We start from the raw sequence: 18,820 nt of genomic DNA, 5'->3' as shown, positions 1-18,820 counted from the left end.
ATCTTAAAATATGAATCTTGGTCTTTTTGAACAAAAGCTATCTCAAATATACAAACATTAAGATTATTGTATTGATTTTGTTGTCTTTGTAAAAGCAATTGTGTGAAATCTTTTTTATCAATTAGATTGAATTTAGTATGTATTTTTTTAGTTATTTTTATATGACTTTTATTTACAGATAATTTTTCTATATCTTCTATTGATTTTAGACCTACTACATGGTTGCTAAATACTATGCTAGAAAAAACTACAAAAACAGAAATTATAAATAATAAATTAGAAAAAAAACTCTCCTTATAATAAGGATGCCAAAAATAATAATCAATTAAAAATAAAGATATAAATATAGTTAATAGCACTAAATAAGTAATATTTGCTATCAATAATCTTTTTTTAGAATCATTTATAAACATTATATAAATCAAAGTGGCTAGCAAAATAATATATAAATGAGCCCCGCCTGCCATAGAATATAAATATATATTACAACAAATAGCAATGATTATACATGCCCCACCACCCATAAAGCTAAACCAGTCAAGATACCTTGCTACTGATTTTTTCTTTCTATTTAAAAGTAAGGCATAAAATAAACAAGCACAAACAATATATAAACTTGATATAAAAAATTCTTTAGCAAAAAGCATAGTAATACCTAAAAAACCAAATGTAATAATTATGGTTAATATTAAAATTACATAAATTCTTTTTAAGGTAATATTATGATTTCTTATATCTTCATAGGTATCATAAAGCTCTTGTATAAATTCTACTCTTTGACTATCGTATTCTCGCATTATGCCTCGTCATAACTATAATCATCGTCATCATACATATCTTCATCATATATGTTATATTCATCAAGACTGCTTAATTCATCATCAAAATCTTGCTCAAATTCGTCATCAAACTCATCTAACTCATCGTCAAATTCGTCTAATTCATCATCAAAGTCATCATATTCACTAAAGCCATCTAACTCGTCATCTTCATAATCTAAAAACTCATCATCATCGTAAGCCATATAATTTTCCTTAATAAAATTAAAAATGCTAATATACCATTTTATTTATATTATTTGTTAAAATCTAAGCAAAAATAAAGGAAAAAAATGCAACTTACACACATAAACGAGCGAAATAATCCTACTATGGTTGATGTTAGTGATAAACAAATTACTAAAAGAAGAGCTTTAGCAAGTGGCAAAATCACAATGAACGAAGAAGCTTTTAAAGCAGTTTTAAACGGAAATGCTAAAAAAGGAGCGGTAATAAATACAGCTATTATTGCAGCTGTTATGGGAGCTAAGCAAACATCAAATTTAATTCCAATGTGCCATCCACTACCAATTAGTAAAGTTGAAGTAGATATTGAGCCAATTGAGAATGAATTTGCTTTTAGACTAAATGCAGTGGTAATCACCGAAGGAAAAACAGGTGTAGAAATGGAAGCATTAAATGCTGTTAGTGTAGGCTTATTAACGATTTATGATATGGTTAAAGCAATTGATAAAACAATGGTTATTGATGATATAAAATTATTAGAAAAAGACGGAGGCAAAAGTGGTCAATTTAGAAGAAATTAAAGCTGATTTAAAGATAGAATATCCTTGCAACTGGAGCTATAAAGTAATACTTGATAAAGATGATGATATAAATGAATTAGTAAAAAAGCTAGATATTAAAAATGCAAAAATTGAAAGTTCAAAATCTACAAGTAATTATAAAAGCTATAACCTAAGCCTAGAAGTGCCAAATGAAGCTTATAGATTAGAATTATTTTCTACTCTTAAAAAACATTCTAAATTTGTTTTATAAGGAAAAACTATGAAGAATATATTATTTAATGAAATACAAGAAAAAGCAAAAAAAGAATTTATTAATTCAAACGATGATGGATTAATCGCTAGATTATATACCAAGTATTGTGAAGAGCTAGAGAATTTAGAAGCGCTTACAAATGAGAATAAAAATATAGTTTTAAAAGCCCTTTTAAGAGCAAAAATGTCTATAAAAGAGCAAGAGATTTATACTCTTACAAATGAGCTTGAGATGATTAGAAAAGAGATAAAGTCAAAAGAATTAGAGCTTTATAATATTACAAAATCAAGTTTTAATGAGCTAAGTAAGGTAGTTCAAAATGATATTCAAAAAGAATACCTTGAAGAACTTATGTTAAATGAAGCAAACTCATTACAAATTCTTTACGAAACTTCTCAAAATGCTTTTATAAATGTTCTTGAAACAAATGCGATGATAGAAGAAAGATGCTTTTTAATAAGTAATTTTATGCTAATTAACGCACTTGAATATGCTAAGTTTAATAAGGATAAAATAATTAATGCAGCTGAACTTATCTTAAAAGCAGCACTTGAACTAGCAAATGAATGGCAAAGCTATGCTGAAGAGCTTTTGACTGGAGTATTAAATGGACTTTTAGAAGGTATATTTGCTATCTTAGAAAGGCTTAAAAAGGATTTAGAAGTTAGCTTAAGTGATAATGAACTTGATAATATGAAACTATCTCTTCTAAGTCTTGAGCGTGATTTTATAGCTATGATTAAGACAAATCTAAATAACGATGCTTCAGGTAAGGCACTTGAAAATATTTTAAATAATAAACTTGATAATAATTTTGCTAAATTTGCAAGATTAGTAAGAGAAAACAAGCAACTACTAAATATAAAATTAATCAAATTTCAAAATAGCGAGCTAAACGAAAAAATCAAAAAAGAATTAAATACTTTAGAAAAAGCTTATAATGAATTTGATGTAAAAAAATTAGCTTCAAATATTTTCACAAAATTTAAGAAGAACTAAAAAAAGAATTTGAAACTCTCATTTCAAATTCTAAAAATTATTTAACTTTTATATTACTAAAAATTGCTGGAGTATAATTTACACCCATATTAAATACTTTTTCATCAACCTTTTTAGCATATTCATTTTTTCTATCTTGGTCAATTTTTTTGTATTCAACACCATCTTGATAATATTTTCTTAATATTGCGATTTTTTCTTCATCAGTTTTAGCTGTTTTGATTTCATCAAAAATATTAAGCGATTTATCTAAAGCATTCTCGTGCATTGGAAGTGGAGTTAAAACAAATTTAATATTAGTTTTTTTCAAATCTTCTTCTATATTTTTTAAATGTTCTCTACAATAAGGACAATCAGGGTCGCTAAATACTACCATTGCAGTATTGCTATTTTGCTTTCCTAGATTAATAATCATATCAGGATTTTCTTTAACAAAATCTGTTAATAATAAGCTTAATTTCTCTTGTTTTTCTTTTTCTTTTTTAGCCATAAAACTAGCTTTTAAATCTATACTTTCTTTCATATTAAGCATAGTTGGTGTTCCATAAACTCCATCACTAAAGAAAACATCAGAGCCAACTACAACTCCATCTTTTAATAAATTAAACTCTACCATTTCAAATTTTGAATCAGGAACTTTATCAACTTTTACTAATTCTACTTGAATATTTTCTGGTGTAATTGTTTTTACAAATTCTATAACTTTATCACTAATTTTACTAGCACTTAAAGCGCTTACAACCGACATTGCTAATATTATTTTTTTCATACTAATCTCCTTAAAAAAATAAAAGTTTAATTTTGCATTAAATAGCGTTTATTGTCAATATTTTTTACACCCTTTAAAGTGTCTAAATACTCAAGTAAAGCAATGGCATATTTTCTACTTAAGTCATATTCATTTTTAAGTTCTTGCACTCCTACACCTATTTTTAAAATAGGGCTTATGTTTTTTACAAATTCTTCAAGTGCTTGTGTGCTAATAAAATAATTATGAGCTAGTCTTTTTACCTTATTTTGAGAACATAATTTCTTCATAATATCATCACCACTTTTTCTATCTAAATTAAGCTCATCATAGATATTATAAGGAGCTTTTGGGGTTAGGCAATTTAATTCATCATATATTTTTTCTTCATTATTTTCTAATAATTTTTCTAATTTTTCGCCTTTTTTATAAAAAAGACCATTATTAAATTCTAAAAAATCTAAATCTTTTAAAGCCAAATCACACAAAAACTCATCAATTCCTAATGATTTTTCTAAGCTTTTTGCACTTTGTAATGAATAAGGGTTTTTAGTAAAAAGCTCTTTTATATTGTTTTTTGTATCTTCTAGGGCTTTTTTTGCATATACACAAGCACCATTTAAATCTACTATCTCGCCTACTTCTTGAGCGTATTCTAAGGCTTTTTGCGTGCTTAGATTAAATCTTTGCGGCGCACAAAAAAGCCCAAAACCTGAACTATGATTTTGATTTAATAAATCAAAAGCACTTTTAAAATCTTTTTGTTCTAAAGCATTTAATAATTCAATCATTTTTGATTTTTTAAGTGGCTCTGTAAGTGGATTTAACACCACTCCACCAGCAACAGCACGAGCATTTTTTAAGATTATAAAAGGCTCATTAAAACTTAGAGCAATTGGTTTTTTTAATACAAATTTTGCAAATCTATCGTATTGTAAAAATTTCGCTTCAATTTGCTTATTGGCAGCACAAAACAATACATTTTCATCGTGCTTTAATTCACCTTCTAAAGTAGTATAAATCTCATTTGCACTTCTTAAATAACCCTTAGAATAAATGATATTTCCTACTTTTAAATTCCCTTTAAAGACAAAAGCAACCCTAGCAGGTGCTACTACACTTTCTACATTTTTATGCTGAACTTCAATTGATTTTATTTGAATATTTTCTAATTCATCGCTTAAATAAGTTTTGCATTCTAATTTGCCACTTTTTAAAATACCCGTTGCTACAAGACCAATGCCTTTTACATTAAATACTCTATCAACATTGATTTTTAAAGCAAAATCTTCATAATTTGGAACTTTTAAACTCAATAAATATTTTTTAAGCTCATCTATGCCTAATTTGTTTTTAGCACTTACTAAAAATACTCTAATAGGCGTAAAATCAAGTTGCTTTAAAATCTCTTGCTTTTTAGCATCAATATCTTGGCATAAATCAATTTTATTTAAAACTAAAATTATATTCTTTACACCCATAATTTTTAAGATAAAAATATGCTCTAAAGTCTGTGCTTTTAGCCCTTCGTTAATATCTACAACAAGCATTGCGTATTCACTTTGAATACCACCTATCATTGTCTTAACCAAGCTTTCATGACCTGGCACATCAACAAATGAGATATGCTCTAAGTGTGAAAAGCTCAAATCAATAGTAATCCCACGCTTTTGCTCTTCAGGTGTATTATCTCCATCAAAGTCATTTAAAGCTTTAATTAATGAAGTTTTGCCGTGGTCAATATGACCTGCGGTTGAAATTATTAACATTTATAAAGTCCTTCCTTTCTCCATAGTGCGAAATTTTTTTCATATCCTATGCCGTAATCTTCGTAAAATTTAGGGCAATTAATAGCCATTTCTTGAGTTTTGTTTGGCTCATCGTGTGGATAAATATAGTATTTTTCTTTATCAGGATGATTATTGTCTAAATATGTCGGTATTTGTAAGGCTTCATTGCTATTTACAAATTCTAAGGCTTTATTGATTGCTTTATAAGATGAATTTGATTTTTTAGAATTAGCTAGAAAAACTACACATTGAGAAAGCGTAATTCTTGCTTCAGGTAAGCCAATGTCTTTACATATTTGCAAACACGAATTAGCTATTACTAAAGCATTTGGATTTGCATTACCTACATCTTCACTAGCAAATATACAAAGCCTTCTAGCAATGTATAAAATATCAATACCTGCATTTATCATTCTAGCAAGATATAAGATTGCTGCATTTACTTCACTTGCTCTTAAGCTTTTAATAAGGGCTGAAGTTAGTAAAAACTCATCTTCTTTATTACTAATATATTTTGGTCTTAGTGCTTTTAACTTTTCTAGGCTGATATTTTTAAAAACATTTGCGTATCTTAAAAGATTTAGCATTGCTCTTGCATCGTTTGAGCTTGATTTGATTAAATAATCTTTTATTTCTGTGCTTAAATTAGGTTGAGCTTGTTCTAAAATCTCTTTTAATTCATCATAACTTAATGGCATAAACTCAAAAAACAATAACCTAGAGCATAAAGCCTTATTTAGTGAATACAAAGGATTATGAGTGCTTGCAGCTAAAAAATAAAAATTATTTTCTTCTAAAGGTTTTAATAACACATCTTGAACGCCTTTATTTAAGCGATGAATTTCATCAATAAATACAACAGGCTTAAAAAGGCTATCTTTTTTAATAACTTTTCTAAGTTCTTCAACGCTAAAACTAGCACCATCAAACTCATAAAAATTAGTTTTTAATTCTTTTGCTATAAATCTTGCAAAAGTGGTCTTACCTACCCCGCTTGGACCATAAAAAACACTATGCGGAATTTCTTTTGCTTTTATAAACTCATCAAAAATTTTTCTTACTTTATCCTGCCCTACCATTACTATCCTTTAAGGGCATTGTAATGATTTATTTTAAAAACTTAGCAAAGCTTAAAGCAAAATTAATATATTTTCCAAATCCAAATTCTTTTAAAATAAACAATGATATTTCTTTTAAAATATCAGGTTTTACTTCTTTAACTTCTACTTCTTTTTTAGGCATAAATTTATTCACTAATTCACTTGCCTTGCTTACAATTACTTGAGTTTTTGTAGCTTTTCTAGGTTTTTTAAAAAGTGCAAAAATTGATTTTGCAAGTTTTTTAATAAACGAAAACATTTTCCAACCTTTATTGATAATAATTTTACAAATTATAATTATTTTTGATTAATAAAGTGATATTATTTTTCATAATCTTTATTGAAATTATTTTTAAATTCATTTTTAACTTTAATTTACTAAAATAAGCGTTTTTTTAATTAAGGAAAGTATATGCAAAATAAACTAAAAGAATATGCAAAATTAGTTGGCAACACGCCTTTAGTTGAAGTTGAATATTTATATAAAAATAAAAAATCAAAAAGCTATTTTAAACTAGAATATTTTAATCCAAGTGGCTCTATTAAAGATAGAATGGCATTAGAAATTATGCAAAATGCTGTTAAAAATAATGAATTTAAAGCTGGTATGAGTATAGCCGAAGCAACTAGTGGAAATACAGGTATAGCTTTTTCTGCTTTAGGTGCTTTTATAGGTGCTAGTGTTGAGATTTTTATGCCTTGCTGGATGAGTGAAGAGCGTAAGAAAATAATTAGAAGTTACGGAGCAAAATTAAGAGAAGTTAGTGCTTGTGAGGGTGGATTTAGTGGTAGTGTAAGACTTGCTGATGAGAGTGCAAAAAATGGCAATGTATTTTTACCTCATCAATTTGAAAACGAAAGCAATGTAAAAGCCCATGAAAAAACTGCAAATGAAATTCTAAACACTCTAAAAAAACACAACCTAAAGCCAGATTGCTTTGTAGCAGGAGTTGGAACAGGTGGGACTATAATGGGAATTGGCAAGGTATTAAGACCACTTGGAGTAAAAATATGCCCATTAGAGCCTGAAGGCTGTGCTAGTATGAGTAATCCTGGAGAAAATTCAGAGCATAGAATTCAAGGCATAGGAGATGGTTTTGTGCCTGATATTGTAAAGCTAAATGAATTAGATGATATCATCATAGTAAATGATATAGATAGCGTTATAATGGCACAAAAACTAGCTAAAATCGGACTTGGAGTTGGAATTTCTAGTGGGGCTAATTTCTTAGGTTGTATTAAGGCTAAGGAGCTTTTTGGAGATTGCGTAAGCGTTAGCGTGTTTGCTGATGATAATAAAAAATATCTAAGCACTGATTTAATGCTAAATATGCAAGATGAAGAAAGATTTTTAAGCAATAAAATTGAATTAATCGGATTTAAAGTATTATAAGGAGAAGATATGAAAAAATTAATTTTATTAGGCATAATTTCAAGCATTGCAATGGCAGATTGCTCTTATAAAATCAACAAATTAGAGCGTGAATTAAGCTATGCAAAACAATATGGCAATTTTAATAGAGTTAGAGGTTTAGAAAACGCTTTAGCAAATGTAAGAGCACATTGTGGTGGTGGTAGTGTTTATAATAATGATTATTACACTAGAAAAAATGAGATTAAAGACACTATTGAAAGATTAGAAGATGAAGCTGAGCGTAAGATTGATAGGATTGAAGACAAGCTTGATGAATTAAATGATATGAAAAATAGTATGAGTAAAGACGAATACAAAAGAAGAAAAGCAGAATTAAAAGCTGAAAAAAATCGTATAAAAGACGAATATAAAAGACAAAAACAAGCTTTAAAAAACTCTTATAAATATTAAAAAAAGCCTAATTTTTTAGGCTTTAATTCTTCAATAATTGTTTAATCGCTAAAGATGATAATAAAAGCCCCATAGAAGCAGTCATTCCCATAAAAGACCCTAGCCCAACACACATTGGCTCTTCTTCGCTATAAGCCATTTTAAATTTACCCTTAAATCTGCGTTTTTTAAGCTCAAGTCTAACGGCTTTTGCTAAAGCACACATTTTGGTCTTATCCCAATTTGCAACCTTTAATTTTAAAGGGTCAATTCTTTTTGCAGCCCCACCACTGCTAATAAAACTAATGCCTTTTTCATAAGCAATTTCGGCTATATCGCATTTAGCTTTAACATCATCAATACAATCAATTATTAAATCAAATTCTTTATCTTTTAAAAACTCTAAAAAGCTTTCTTTAGTGATTAATAACTCATAGCAATTTGCCTTATAAAATTCAGCAAAAACACTAGCCTTACTAAGTCCAATATTTTCAGAATGTAATTGTCTATTTTGATTACTAGCTTCAAAATAATCCTTATCAATCCCACTTACATTAATACCAACTCTAGCAAGTGAGCTAAAACACATACCACCAACTCCGCCAAGCCCACAAATTAGCACTTTTTTTGAACTCAATTTATCATAATTATCTTGAAATAATAATCTAGCTCTTGCAAATCTCTCACTCATTTTCTAACCATTTCTTTACTTTTTTTAATTCTTTTTTAGCCGTTAGATTTAGCTTAATTGGAGTAATACTTGCATAACCTTGTCTTACATAATCAATATCATCATCTTTTGCTTTTACCTTGCTTAAATCATACAAGCTATCTAGCCAATAATACTCTAATCCTCTAGGGTTTTTACATATTTTACTTGAGAATTCATATCTCATTTTACCCATCTTACAAACTTTATAACCTTTATAATCACTCTCACAACTTGGATAATTTACATTTAAAAATCTTCTTTTTTTAAGTGGATTAAGCTTAAGTAATTTTAAGATTAATTTAACAGCAAGTTTACTTGAACGCTTAAAATCTATATCTTTTTCATAAAGTTGAGAAAAAGCAATCGCATTCACTCCACAAAGCACACTCTCCATACAAGCAGCCGCCGTGCCTGAATAGGTTATATCTTCAGCTAAGTTTGCTCCATTATTAATCCCACTTACTACCAAATCAGGTAATTTATCCTTAAAAATAGTGCAAAATGCAAGATTTACGCAATCACTTGGTGTGCCATCTTTTAAGGCATAATAATTTTTCTTAATTTTTACAAAACTTAGTGGATGATTTAGTGTAAGCGAATGCGCACAAGCACTCTTATTGCTCCAAGGAGCAACCACAAAAACTTCTAAATCTTTAATCTTTTTAAGCCTTTTTCTAAGTGCTAGAAGACCTGCTGCATCATACCCATCATCATTGGTTAATAATATTCTCATTTTTACCTTTTCATATCAAAATCTATAAATAATTTTATTTTTTTATCATTATTAAATAATTCTAATCTATATCTCATAGTGCTTAATAAACAAGTGCTTACCACAAACTCACTTACATAATCTCCGTTATCAAGTCTAATAAGCTCGGCATTTATAACACCCATATCCATATTAAGCCCATATAATTTAAGATTTAGATTATCGTATTTAGGTAAGCCTTTAATTATTAATTTAGTTTCTTCCATAAATCTTATCGGACGATTAATAATTTCAAAACTAATTTTTCTACCTTTGAAATCTTTTTCGCATATATCTTTATTAATAGAGCATTTAAGTGGAGTGTTTAAATAATTTTCATCAATTTTTTCATCATCACAAGCTATGAAAAATAAAGCTAAAAATATTAACACAACTCTCATTTTAAATTCCTTCTAATAGCAACCAAACTAAAGATTATTAGGATAATTACGCTAATTATTAGCCATAATGGACTTTCAAAATTGCTCTTTTCTCCTGCGTAAGAATGCTTACCTACTAAATAATAATTCACTCCAAAATAAGTCATCAAAATAACGCCAAATCCCCACATACTAAGCAGTGCATATAATAGTTTTGATTTTAATTTTAAATGCACTAAAATTGCATATATTAATATGCTTATTAAAGACCAAGTCTCTTTGCTATCCCAGCCCCAGTATCTTCCCCAAGACTCATTAGCCCAAATTCCGCCTAAGAAATTCCCACAAATTAATAATAATAAGCCTAAATGATTTGCTAAATATATTTGAATATTTGCCTTATCGTAAGGTTTTTTAAATATTACGCACGATAAATAAGAAAAGCTAATTAAAGCACTTAAGCCAAAAAATCCATAAGAAGCAGCAATTAAGCTTACATGAATACTAAGATAAGGAGAATTTAAAACAGGCATTAGATTTGTAATTTGTGGATTAATATCATTAAGATGTGCTGTAAATAATGTAGCAACGCTAAACAATAAACACAAGCTAAGTAATAGATTTTTTCTAAAAACAAGTCCAGCAAAAACGGAGCTTAAAGCAATATAAATTAAACTCTCATAAGTATTAGTAAGCGGAGTAAATCCTGCTACAAAACCCCTTAATCCAATGAGAATTAAATGGATTAAAAATAGTATTAAAGTAAGATAAAAAATAATTTTAGTATTTTTATTTATCACAAATAAAGAAAGTATAAAAAGCACTAAATAAGCAAAACACAAACTATAAAAAGCATTATATTTACTTAAAAATATTTGAGTTTTAATCTGTGCTTGACTAGGTAAAAAATCAAACTGATTTTGCAAGTTTTTAATCTTAGATAAAATCTCATTAGCCTTGCTATAATCATTAGTTTTTTTAGCAATTACTAAAGAGCTTAAATATTCATTAATTAGCTTTTGATTATCCAAGCTTATATTATTTGCAAATGGGCTTTGCAAGTGGTTTTCATCAGGAATTATCTTAAATAATTCTGCTGTAAAAATTAAATATAAAATATTCACACTCTCATCAACTCTAATCAAATCCTTATCATAATCATTAAAATTCGCTTCTCCTTTAGCATATGTTTTTTTAATTTCATCTTTTAATTTATAGCTTGAACCATCGTAAAAATCACTAAATTTTGCTTGTTTTTCACAATTTAAAAATTCTCTTAATTTAGGATTTTTGACCCTAATTAATCTAGCTTCATTTACATAAGTAACATCGGTAATTAATCTAAATATCTCTTCACTTGCAGCGTTTTTATTAGGACAACCAATTTTATTGCATAGCTCTAGTGAAAAAGTATAAAATGGCAAAAATCTATCATTTAAATCTTGAATAATTAAAGAATTTAATTCATTTATATGAGAGTTAAAATCATTTGCTTTTAAATTTGGACTAAGAATTATTATAAAAACAACACTTAAAGCCTTAAAATATTTTCTAGTTTTTAGACTAAATAAATTTAAAAAACACCCAATAAATAATAAAGCATAGCCAATATAAGTAGGAGTTTTGCCTAAATCTTTATTAGCACTTAAAATCGTGCCTTTTAAATCTTCATCGTAAGAATGCTGAAAATACCTAATACCTTTATAATCAAGCACTTTATTCATAGCTATTTTTACATCTATTTTTTGATTATTATCTAAGATTAATAACTCACTTTCATAATCTTTTGCACTCTTGCTACCTGCATAAGTTATTAAATTAAATCGTTTTAGATAAATATCAAAATCAAGCTTTAAGCTCTCTTGCTTCCAAGAAATATCATAATCATTTATCTTAATATTATCGTTTAATGCAAGGATTAGTTTTTCTTTTGAAATTCCTGATTTAAATTCCACTCTAATCGCTTGTAAATTACCCCCACTCATACTAAGTGCGTCTTTTGAATGAACTAAATAATTTAAAGCCGAAAAAGAAAACTCATCTAGCAAATATATACCATCTTTTAATTTAAAATCACTGCTTAGAATTTGATTTAAGAATTTCATTTCTTGATTAGTGTTTATATAAAACTCATTATCTTTTATATAAAAATTAACATAATTAGTGCTTGTTTTGTTAAAGCAAAAATCAATATTAGCAACACTAACGCATTCATTATAATTAATCTCAACATCACTATATCCATTATCAAAATTAAATCTTAATTTTAAATAACTAGGGTCGTTTAAATCATCACTTTTTACCTTAGTAATCCCTGCTTCATTGCTAAAATCAACAAACCTTAAACTTGCATTATCAAGTTTTATAATCTCATTTAAATTACTAGTTTTACTGATTTTATCATTATGTTTTAAGACTAATTCAGTTTTTGTGCTTTTTATCTCATTTGCTTTATTATCAACCCTTAAATGAATAATGCCTTCAAAACCAAAAAAATGAGTTAAAACAGCACCAATAAATATAAAAATAAAAGAAATGTGAATTAAAAATAATGAAATATTTTTATAAAGTTTGTATTTAAAAATCGCATAAATCACACTTAAAAACAATAAAACCATAATCAAGTGAAAATACCAAGCATTATAAACTAAACTCATAGCATAACTTGTGCCTTTTGCACTCTCAATAAATGTAGCAACCCCACAAAAAATAGCAAAAATTAGCATATAAACTAAAGAAATCTTTAAATTTAAAAATTTATTTAAAAACATTATTATTAAAACTACTTTCTTTTAAAATCATTCTTAATTGATAAAATTTATTATATAAACTTAAAGCTATATTTTATAATAAAAGCCTTAAAAAATAAGAAAATTAATTAAAATTATTTAATACATTTTTTCTCCTTTTTGAATTATTTAAATTATATTTTATTTTTTATATTTTTTTAAGAAAGCTTTAAATGAAATTGGATTACACTTCATTGTTGTAATTTTAATTTTAAGGAGAAAGCTATGAAACGCTTGTTAGCACTAGGTAGTGCCTGTATTATGTTATATGCTAATAATATAACACCTCAAGCTGATGGTATCGAGCCTAGAACTCTACACGATTATGTAAATCAAGAAACTGATTTTATAGAGTTCTTAAAAGACCGCCATCCTATGTTTAAATACGAAAAGGAAGGAAATTTAGTTGGAAAATATTCTATTTCTAATCGCCAAGAAGAATTCGTAGAATTCGGTGGGCATGGAAATTATGAAAAAGACACAGGTCGTTCTGCGTCAATTACATATCGTCTAGGTATGGAAAGTATTTTAGATTATCCAAATAAATTCGTAGGACCTAAAAAATGTGGTGAATGCCACCCTGCTCAATATGAAGCTTGGAATCGTTCACGCCACTCAAAAGTTATTCGTTTTCCTGATGAATTAGAAGAAGCTGGAGGAGACCCTAAAAAGCCTATGTATGGAAGCAGCGAAGCTACAATTTTACCAAAAGGTGTTGAAGCTGATGATGTATTTGTAATCGTAGGAACTCCTAGAACAAAATATGGTTTTATTGATAAATGGTTAGTTCGTGGAACTTATCACATTGAAGATGGAAAATTAGCTGATGGAACAGGTAAAATGGTTGCTGGGGGTAATCAATTCTCACGCCTTTGGGTTGAATCACTTACGCCTGAAGTTGCGAAAAAAATCGCTGAATTCTCACCTGGCTTTCCTACAAAATTAGAAGATTTTGGCAAACAAACTTCAAGCGTTTGGGGAATAAACTCTTATGGTTCTACTTATAAAGAAAAAATGATGTTTCAACCTGCATCTGCATATTGTGAAGTATGCCATAGCTTTAAATTTGACTTTAAATCTAAAGAAGAATTCTTAGCAGCAATTGGAAATAAAGACGAGCTTAGAAAACACGCAATTTCTAAAGGAATTAGCTGTGAAGAATGTCACGGAGCTGGAGCTCACCTTTATGGAGCAAGGGGTGCTGGTATGCCAAGTAATTGCGAAAGATGTCATCAAAGATTTGCTTATGATAGCGAAGATGCGAAGATTGACCCAAGAAAGCCATTTAATAGCTACTTTAAATCAGCGTGTCCATCTTGTGGAACTGAAGGCTCACAAATGTATAATACTATGCACTATGATAAAGGTATGAGATGTTCAACTTGCCACGACCCACACGAAGTTACTGCAAATGATTGGAAAGACCCTTATACAAAAGTAGGACTTAAAAAAACTTGTAGTGATTGTCACGAAACTCAAGCTGAAATGTTTAAATACGGCGGAGCACACGCTAAAGATAATTGCACAGGCTGTCATATGCCAAATATGATGAGTTGTGAAAACTTTGCAAGCGTTCAAAACCCTGATAAAGGTGGATTTGACAATGTTCGTGCAAGTCATATATGGAAAATCTATGTAGATAAAGACGCAAAAACTCTAAACCCACCAGAAGGAAAACCAAGAGACCCACAAACAACTAAAGGTTGGACAATTGCTAGAAAAGATGGCAAATTCTTTGTGGATTTAATGTGGAGTTGCGGAAGAACTAGCTGGAGTGATGTAAATCTAGTAGGACCTGGGGCAAGTGGATGCCATAGTGCTGTGCAATCAACTTTACCAAAAGAATTACACTTCACAGACCAAGAGCAAATCTATGATAAAGTTATGGAATGGCAATTACCTGTTAAAGAAGGCTTTAAAAAACTAGAACTTGCAATTCGCAAAATTGATAGAGAACAAGCAAAAATGGATAATCTAAGCACAAAAACTAAATCAGAAATTATCCTACTTACAAAAGAAGCAAGAGCAATTTATGAAAAAATTGAAAAAGATGGAAGCTGGGGCGTTCATGGTCCAAAATATGCTCTAAAACTAATAAATGAAGCATTAGTTTATGTAGCACAAGCTCAAGATTTATTAGATGGTAAGAAATAATAAAAGGTTAGGAAAAATCCTAACCTTAGTGAAAGGATAAAATATGTTGCTAAGACTTATTTTTGCCATCTTTTTAAGCTTTAACCTTTTTGCATCGGAAGGCGATTTTGCAGTAGTTGAAGGAGTAATTCCTATATCTATGGCTGATGTAGAAAAAGAATTAGGTAAAAAAGATGTATATATATTTGACGCAAATACAAAAGAAGAAAGAATAAAATACGGCTATTTAAAAGGCTCTATTTTTATTAATACACCTGAATGGGTAAGTTTATTACCTAGCAATAAAGACGCTAAGATTATTTTTTATTGCTTAAATAGAATGTGCTATGCAAGTAGCGATGCTGCATTAAAAGCACAAAAACTAGGATATACAAATGTTCGTGTAATGCTAGATGGAATTGAAAGCTGGATTCTTAGTGCAAGACCTATTGAAAAAGGCGGCATAAAACCACTTGTAAAAAGTCATGATATTAATAGTTGGCACGAAGGAAATGAAGTAAGTAGTTTTAAAGATGAATTACATAAGAATTTAAGATTTGGTAACCTTCCTGCTTGTAGAGATTGTCATGGTGCTAGTGGAATTATCAATGATTTAGCAAACGATAAAGACAATGTAAATGCAAACTGCACTAGTTGTCATAAAGAAGTTAAGGCTGAATTTAGCGGAAGTGTGCATGATAAATTCACAAATCCAAGAGAAAAATCTCCATCATGCTCGGATTGTCATAATGTGCATGATAAACAACAATTAACCTCTTTAGCTGTTAAAAAACTAAGCGATGTAAAATGTGGAAGTTGCCATGAAAAAGAGCAAAAACACTATCACGAAACTTTCCACGGAAAGGCTATGGTTTTAGCAAAAGATGGTGAAAGCAAAAAAATAGCTGCTTGTTTTGATTGTCACGGGGCTCATAACATTCATAAACCAAAAGATGAAAAATCAACTTTATATGGTGAAACTAGAATAAAAACTTGTGAAAAATGCCACGAAGGAGCTAATGATAACTTTAGTGATTTTATAGCTCATGCTGACCATACTGATAAAGAGAATTTCCCTTTACTTTATTGGGCTTATGTGTTTATGACAGGGCTTGTAATATCAGTATTTGCATTCTTTGGCTTACACACATTCTTGTGGAGTATGAAACTAATTTATATGAGTATTAAATATAAAGATGAGTGGCGTGCAGCAAAAGAAAAAATGCATAATGACAAGGTAAATATTAAACGCTTTAGCACCTTGCATAGAATTCAGCATTTCTTTGTAGCTTCAAGCTTTTTAGGATTAAGTTTTTCTGGCTTACCACAAAAATTCTATACCGCTCCTTGGGCTCAAACTATGATTGATTTAATGGGCGGAATTGTAATGGCTACTAAAATACACCATTTTAGTGCGTTTATTATGATTGCAGTATTCTTAAGCCACATTGCTGAAGTAGTTTATAATTCTTGGACTAAGCGTGATGCTATTCGTGATAATAATGGAAAGCTAAGCTTTAAATTATTCTTAGCAAAATTATTTGGACCTGATAGTTTAATGCCTAGAATGCAAGATTTAAGAGATGTTGTAGCTCATTTTAAATGGTTTATTGGAAAAGGCGAAAGACCTAAGTTTGATAGATTTACTTACTGGGAAAAATTTGATTATATAGCAGTATTTTGGGGTATGTTTATCATTGGCTTTAGTGGTTTAGTATTGTGGTTTCCGGTTGAATTTACGAAGATTTTACCTGGCTTTATGCTAAATCTTGCAACGCTTGTGCATTCTGATGAAGCACTTTTAGCTACAGGATTTATTTTTGCGGTGCATTTTTTCAATACTCACTTTAGAGCTGATAGATTCCCTATGGATATGGTTATCTTTAGTGGAGAACTAACCGAAGAAGAGTTAAAGCACGATAGACCTGAATGGTATGCAAGGCTTAAAGCTAGTGGAAAATTAGACGAACTTAAAAATGAGAGCAATTCTTTTGCTAAGTATTTTTATTTTGCAAGAGTTGTTGGATTTTTAATGTTATTTACTGGACTAATTTTTCTGTTCTTAATAATTTATGCCTTTGCTGATATGTTAATAGGATAAGAGTATGAAAAATAAAGATGCTAATATGATTTTAAGTTTTACGGCATCAAGTTTAATTGCTGCAGCACTAATTCTTAGTGCTTGCGGCAATGAAGCTAAAGAGCCTGAAGCTGTGGTTAAAGACTTTGTGCTTTTATGTGAAGCTGGGAAAATGAATGATGCTGCTAAATTACTTGCTAGTAAAAATAATGTGGATTATTTTAAGAAGTTTCAAGATAAAGGTAAGGATATGATTTTTATAGATTATGATTATAAAGGTAATGATGATACTATAGAAATGAACTTTACTAAAAAGAACAAAAGTAGCGAAATAGCAATAGTTCAAGTAGATACAAACTACAAAATCCAGCAACATAAATTCAGTAAAGATGTGATTTTACACAACGAAAATGGCGAGTGGAAAATCTATGAATACCCAAGCTTATATCCTGTAAAGGTCAAATAAGTCTAGTTAACTAGACTTATTTAAATTCTTTTTAATTGCTTTTAAAATTACTTGAAAAAATGAAAATATCAAAATAAAAATATCAAAAAAACAATCATTTATATTATCAATGCCTAAGATAAAAGATATTGCTAAAGATAGCAAAAATAAAATTGATAGAATTTGATTTAGCAAATACGAAATTATAAAAATTACAAAAATTATTAAATAATTTAAAAAACCATTTTCATAATAAATATCAAAAGTAATAATATTTAAAAATGATAGAAAAAACAAAAGATTGATAACAAAAATATAAACATAAGCCCTAAAATCAAGCAATTTGCCTTGATTAAAAATTATTAATAGCAAAATTAAAACACTAAAAATACTAAGATTAGAAAATATACTATAAGTATAATCATTCAAACTCAAACCATTAAATATAGATATATTTGTCAAAAAAATTATCGCTAAATATATAAAAATTTTCTTCTTAACTGTAAGTTTTTGAAAAATACTTGCAAAAATTGATAAATAAAGTAAAGTATAAATAAAGTGCATTTTTAATCCTTTTTGTTAAATAAAAATTGTTTGTATTGAATAAAATCACGATTATGTGTGTATGTGATATGAGCTTTATTATCGCTAATAAATACACTTGCGTAGCTCATTTCTTTACCTTTATCAATATCTAAAATCCTATGAAAATCATTATAATCTTTCATAATAGCAAGGCTTAAAGTATTTCTTGAACCATCTTTATCACTATTAAAAAGCAAGAAAATATCATTATTTACTTTGAATAAATTAATAGAATTATCATAATTTTTTAGATTTGTTTTTGCTAAATCATTGCAGTTTAAAAGATTATCACAAGTCATAGTATAAAAATCATAATTAGCACTTTTGCTAGACCTAAAAGCAAATAAAGCTAGTTTATCATTAATAGCAACGACACTTGGCTGAAATAAATCTTTAGCATTAGTGAGTTTTTTGATTTTTAAAAGTTCGCCTGAATTATTAAATACTAAAGCTAAGGGATATTTATTGGCTAATTCGTGATAAATTGGGAGTAAAAAGCCAAATTCTTTACCTAAATTAATATAAATAGCATTAGCTCTTACAAGATTACTAATATTTGCAAAAGGGCTTAAATGAAGGACTTTTTGGAATTTAAAATCAATAGTATCAATACTGCTAATATAATGATATATTTTGCTATTTGCCCAGCCGCCAAAACTAACTCCTACAACAAATAAATGGATT

The 18,820-nt window shown here is 28.5% G+C and carries 20 protein-coding genes; 8 read left to right on the top strand and 12 right to left on the bottom strand.

From position 1 onward, the window contains the following. Window positions 1-797, bottom strand: a 797-nt coding sequence (locus tag KJQ97_RS01790; RefSeq protein ID WP_214119765.1) for a hypothetical protein, incomplete at its 3' end; no start/stop codon positions are given. Next, window positions 797-1,024: a hypothetical protein gene (locus KJQ97_RS01785; protein ID WP_214117450.1), complete on the bottom strand. Its 228-nt coding sequence runs from the start codon at window positions 1,022-1,024 to the stop codon at window positions 797-799. The genes KJQ97_RS01785 and KJQ97_RS01790, both read right to left, overlap by 1 nt. 87 nt (window positions 1,025-1,111) lie before the next feature. Between KJQ97_RS01785 and moaC the strand changes: the two genes are divergently transcribed. From moaC to KJQ97_RS01770, 3 genes are read left to right on the top strand one after another with little or no spacing between them, the layout of a single operon-like run. Then, entirely contained in the window at window positions 1,112-1,585 is a 474-nt protein-coding gene (gene moaC / locus KJQ97_RS01780) for a cyclic pyranopterin monophosphate synthase MoaC (RefSeq protein ID WP_214119764.1), read from the top strand. After that, the gene (locus KJQ97_RS09775) at window positions 1,563-1,817 is read left to right on the top strand and encodes an HP0495 family protein (RefSeq protein ID WP_214117452.1); all 255 of its coding nucleotides are present in this window, start codon (window positions 1,563-1,565) and stop codon (window positions 1,815-1,817) included. Before moaC ends, KJQ97_RS09775 begins: the two co-directional genes overlap by 23 nt. A gap of 9 nt (window positions 1,818-1,826) precedes the next feature. Further along, the gene (locus KJQ97_RS01770) at window positions 1,827-2,819 is read left to right on the top strand and encodes a hypothetical protein (protein WP_214119763.1); all 993 of its coding nucleotides are present in this window, start codon (window positions 1,827-1,829) and stop codon (window positions 2,817-2,819) included. 37 nt (window positions 2,820-2,856) lie between these two features. On the opposite strand, the gene KJQ97_RS01765 is transcribed toward KJQ97_RS01770, so the two are convergent. Genes KJQ97_RS01765 through KJQ97_RS01750 form a run of 4 tightly spaced genes read right to left on the bottom strand, consistent with a single transcriptional unit; the run spans window position 2,857 to window position 6,716 of the window. Further along, the gene (locus KJQ97_RS01765; RefSeq protein WP_214117454.1) at window positions 2,857-3,588 is read right to left on the bottom strand and encodes a thioredoxin fold domain-containing protein; all 732 of its coding nucleotides are present in this window, start codon (window positions 3,586-3,588) and stop codon (window positions 2,857-2,859) included. 26 nt (window positions 3,589-3,614) lie between these two features. Continuing rightward, a complete protein-coding gene (selB, locus tag KJQ97_RS01760; RefSeq protein WP_214119762.1) occupies window positions 3,615-5,336 on the bottom strand; it encodes a selenocysteine-specific translation elongation factor in 1,722 nt (573 codons plus the stop codon). After that, window positions 5,330-6,436 carry an AAA family ATPase gene (locus KJQ97_RS01755; protein WP_214119761.1) on the bottom strand — a complete coding sequence of 369 codons (1,107 nt, stop codon included), beginning with the start codon at window positions 6,434-6,436 and terminating at the stop codon, window positions 5,330-5,332. The genes selB and KJQ97_RS01755 overlap by 7 nt, the downstream gene beginning before the upstream one ends. A 28-nt stretch (window positions 6,437-6,464) precedes the next feature. After that, complete coding sequence (locus KJQ97_RS01750; RefSeq protein WP_214117457.1) at window positions 6,465-6,716, bottom strand: hypothetical protein; 252 nt, start codon at window positions 6,714-6,716, stop codon at window positions 6,465-6,467. A 153-nt stretch (window positions 6,717-6,869) separates the two neighbouring features. On the opposite strand from KJQ97_RS01750, the gene KJQ97_RS01745 reads away from it, so the two are divergent. Both KJQ97_RS01745 and KJQ97_RS01740 read left to right on the top strand, forming a co-directional pair. Further along, complete coding sequence (locus tag KJQ97_RS01745; RefSeq protein WP_214119760.1) at window positions 6,870-7,850, top strand: PLP-dependent cysteine synthase family protein; 981 nt, start codon at window positions 6,870-6,872, stop codon at window positions 7,848-7,850. Window positions 7,851-7,859: 9 nt separating this feature from the next. Continuing rightward, window positions 7,860-8,282: a DUF1090 family protein gene (locus KJQ97_RS01740; protein WP_214119759.1), complete on the top strand. Its 423-nt coding sequence runs from the start codon at window positions 7,860-7,862 to the stop codon at window positions 8,280-8,282. A 22-nt stretch (window positions 8,283-8,304) separates the two neighbouring features. On the opposite strand, the gene KJQ97_RS01735 is transcribed toward KJQ97_RS01740, so the two are convergent. The 4 genes from KJQ97_RS01735 to KJQ97_RS01720 are packed head-to-tail and all read right to left on the bottom strand — an operon-like array spanning window position 8,305 to window position 12,875. Further along, the gene (locus tag KJQ97_RS01735) at window positions 8,305-8,952 is read right to left on the bottom strand and encodes a tRNA threonylcarbamoyladenosine dehydratase (protein ID WP_214117460.1); all 648 of its coding nucleotides are present in this window, start codon (window positions 8,950-8,952) and stop codon (window positions 8,305-8,307) included. Then, the gene (gene surE, locus KJQ97_RS01730; protein ID WP_214119758.1) at window positions 8,945-9,706 is read right to left on the bottom strand and encodes a 5'/3'-nucleotidase SurE; all 762 of its coding nucleotides are present in this window, start codon (window positions 9,704-9,706) and stop codon (window positions 8,945-8,947) included. The genes KJQ97_RS01735 and surE overlap by 8 nt, the downstream gene beginning before the upstream one ends. A gap of 2 nt (window positions 9,707-9,708) precedes the next feature. Then, a complete protein-coding gene (locus KJQ97_RS01725) occupies window positions 9,709-10,125 on the bottom strand; it encodes a hypothetical protein (protein ID WP_214119757.1) in 417 nt (138 codons plus the stop codon). Continuing rightward, window positions 10,122-12,875 carry a cytochrome c biogenesis protein gene (locus tag KJQ97_RS01720; RefSeq protein ID WP_214119756.1) on the bottom strand — a complete coding sequence of 918 codons (2,754 nt, stop codon included), beginning with the start codon at window positions 12,873-12,875 and terminating at the stop codon, window positions 10,122-10,124. Before KJQ97_RS01720 ends, KJQ97_RS01725 begins: the two co-directional genes overlap by 4 nt. Before the next feature lie 243 nt (window positions 12,876-13,118). Here KJQ97_RS01720 and KJQ97_RS01715 point away from each other — a divergent pair, with 243 nt between their 5' ends. From KJQ97_RS01715 to KJQ97_RS01705, 3 genes are read left to right on the top strand one after another with little or no spacing between them, the layout of a single operon-like run. After that, window positions 13,119-15,047, top strand: a complete 1,929-nt coding sequence (locus tag KJQ97_RS01715) for a cytochrome c3 family protein (RefSeq protein WP_214117464.1) — start codon at window positions 13,119-13,121, stop codon at window positions 15,045-15,047. Window positions 15,048-15,090: 43 nt separating this feature from the next. After that, window positions 15,091-17,127 carry a rhodanese-like domain-containing protein gene (locus KJQ97_RS01710; RefSeq protein ID WP_214119755.1) on the top strand — a complete coding sequence of 679 codons (2,037 nt, stop codon included), beginning with the start codon at window positions 15,091-15,093 and terminating at the stop codon, window positions 17,125-17,127. A 4-nt stretch (window positions 17,128-17,131) separates the two neighbouring features. Continuing rightward, the gene (locus KJQ97_RS01705) at window positions 17,132-17,572 is read left to right on the top strand and encodes a DUF4878 domain-containing protein (protein ID WP_214119754.1); all 441 of its coding nucleotides are present in this window, start codon (window positions 17,132-17,134) and stop codon (window positions 17,570-17,572) included. A gap of 6 nt (window positions 17,573-17,578) precedes the next feature. On the opposite strand, the gene KJQ97_RS01700 is transcribed toward KJQ97_RS01705, so the two are convergent. Further along, window positions 17,579-18,115: a hypothetical protein gene (locus KJQ97_RS01700; protein ID WP_214119753.1), complete on the bottom strand. Its 537-nt coding sequence runs from the start codon at window positions 18,113-18,115 to the stop codon at window positions 17,579-17,581. 2 nt (window positions 18,116-18,117) lie between these two features. Further along, window positions 18,118-18,819, bottom strand: coding sequence for an exo-alpha-sialidase (locus tag KJQ97_RS01695; protein WP_350028215.1), 702 nt, complete (start codon window positions 18,817-18,819; stop codon window positions 18,118-18,120). Between the last annotated feature and the right edge of the window lies 1 nt (window position 18,820).

This window comes from Campylobacter sp. 2018MI01, assembly GCF_018501205.1.
Classification (GTDB): domain Bacteria; phylum Campylobacterota; class Campylobacteria; order Campylobacterales; family Campylobacteraceae; genus Campylobacter_E.
This window is presented reverse-complemented; position numbering and strand designations above follow the sequence as displayed.

What these genes read in the sequence shown, in the direction of transcription:
- KJQ97_RS01785 (WP_214117450.1), bottom strand. Translation starts at nt 1,024, where the DNA reads ATGGCTTACGATGATGATGAGTTTTTAGATTATGAAGATGACGAGTTA.
- moaC (WP_214119764.1), top strand. Translation starts at nt 1,112, where the DNA reads ATGCAACTTACACACATAAACGAGCGAAATAATCCTACTATGGTTGAT.
- KJQ97_RS01770 (WP_214119763.1), top strand. Translation starts at nt 1,827, where the DNA reads ATGAAGAATATATTATTTAATGAAATACAAGAAAAAGCAAAAAAAGAA.
- KJQ97_RS01765 (WP_214117454.1), bottom strand. Translation starts at nt 3,588, where the DNA reads ATGAAAAAAATAATATTAGCAATGTCGGTTGTAAGCGCTTTAAGTGCT.
- selB (WP_214119762.1), bottom strand. Translation starts at nt 5,336, where the DNA reads ATGTTAATAATTTCAACCGCAGGTCATATTGACCACGGCAAAACTTCA.
- KJQ97_RS01755 (WP_214119761.1), bottom strand. Translation starts at nt 6,436, where the DNA reads ATGGTAGGGCAGGATAAAGTAAGAAAAATTTTTGATGAGTTTATAAAA.
- KJQ97_RS01750 (WP_214117457.1), bottom strand. Translation starts at nt 6,716, where the DNA reads ATGTTTTCGTTTATTAAAAAACTTGCAAAATCAATTTTTGCACTTTTT.
- KJQ97_RS01745 (WP_214119760.1), top strand. Translation starts at nt 6,870, where the DNA reads ATGCAAAATAAACTAAAAGAATATGCAAAATTAGTTGGCAACACGCCT.
- KJQ97_RS01740 (WP_214119759.1), top strand. Translation starts at nt 7,860, where the DNA reads ATGAAAAAATTAATTTTATTAGGCATAATTTCAAGCATTGCAATGGCA.
- KJQ97_RS01735 (WP_214117460.1), bottom strand. Translation starts at nt 8,952, where the DNA reads ATGAGTGAGAGATTTGCAAGAGCTAGATTATTATTTCAAGATAATTAT.
- surE (WP_214119758.1), bottom strand. Translation starts at nt 9,706, where the DNA reads ATGAGAATATTATTAACCAATGATGATGGGTATGATGCAGCAGGTCTT.
- KJQ97_RS01725 (WP_214119757.1), bottom strand. Translation starts at nt 10,125, where the DNA reads ATGAGAGTTGTGTTAATATTTTTAGCTTTATTTTTCATAGCTTGTGAT.
- KJQ97_RS01720 (WP_214119756.1), bottom strand. Translation starts at nt 12,875, where the DNA reads ATGTTTTTAAATAAATTTTTAAATTTAAAGATTTCTTTAGTTTATATG.
- KJQ97_RS01715 (WP_214117464.1), top strand. Translation starts at nt 13,119, where the DNA reads ATGAAACGCTTGTTAGCACTAGGTAGTGCCTGTATTATGTTATATGCT.
- KJQ97_RS01710 (WP_214119755.1), top strand. Translation starts at nt 15,091, where the DNA reads ATGTTGCTAAGACTTATTTTTGCCATCTTTTTAAGCTTTAACCTTTTT.
- KJQ97_RS01705 (WP_214119754.1), top strand. Translation starts at nt 17,132, where the DNA reads ATGAAAAATAAAGATGCTAATATGATTTTAAGTTTTACGGCATCAAGT.
- KJQ97_RS01700 (WP_214119753.1), bottom strand. Translation starts at nt 18,115, where the DNA reads ATGCACTTTATTTATACTTTACTTTATTTATCAATTTTTGCAAGTATT.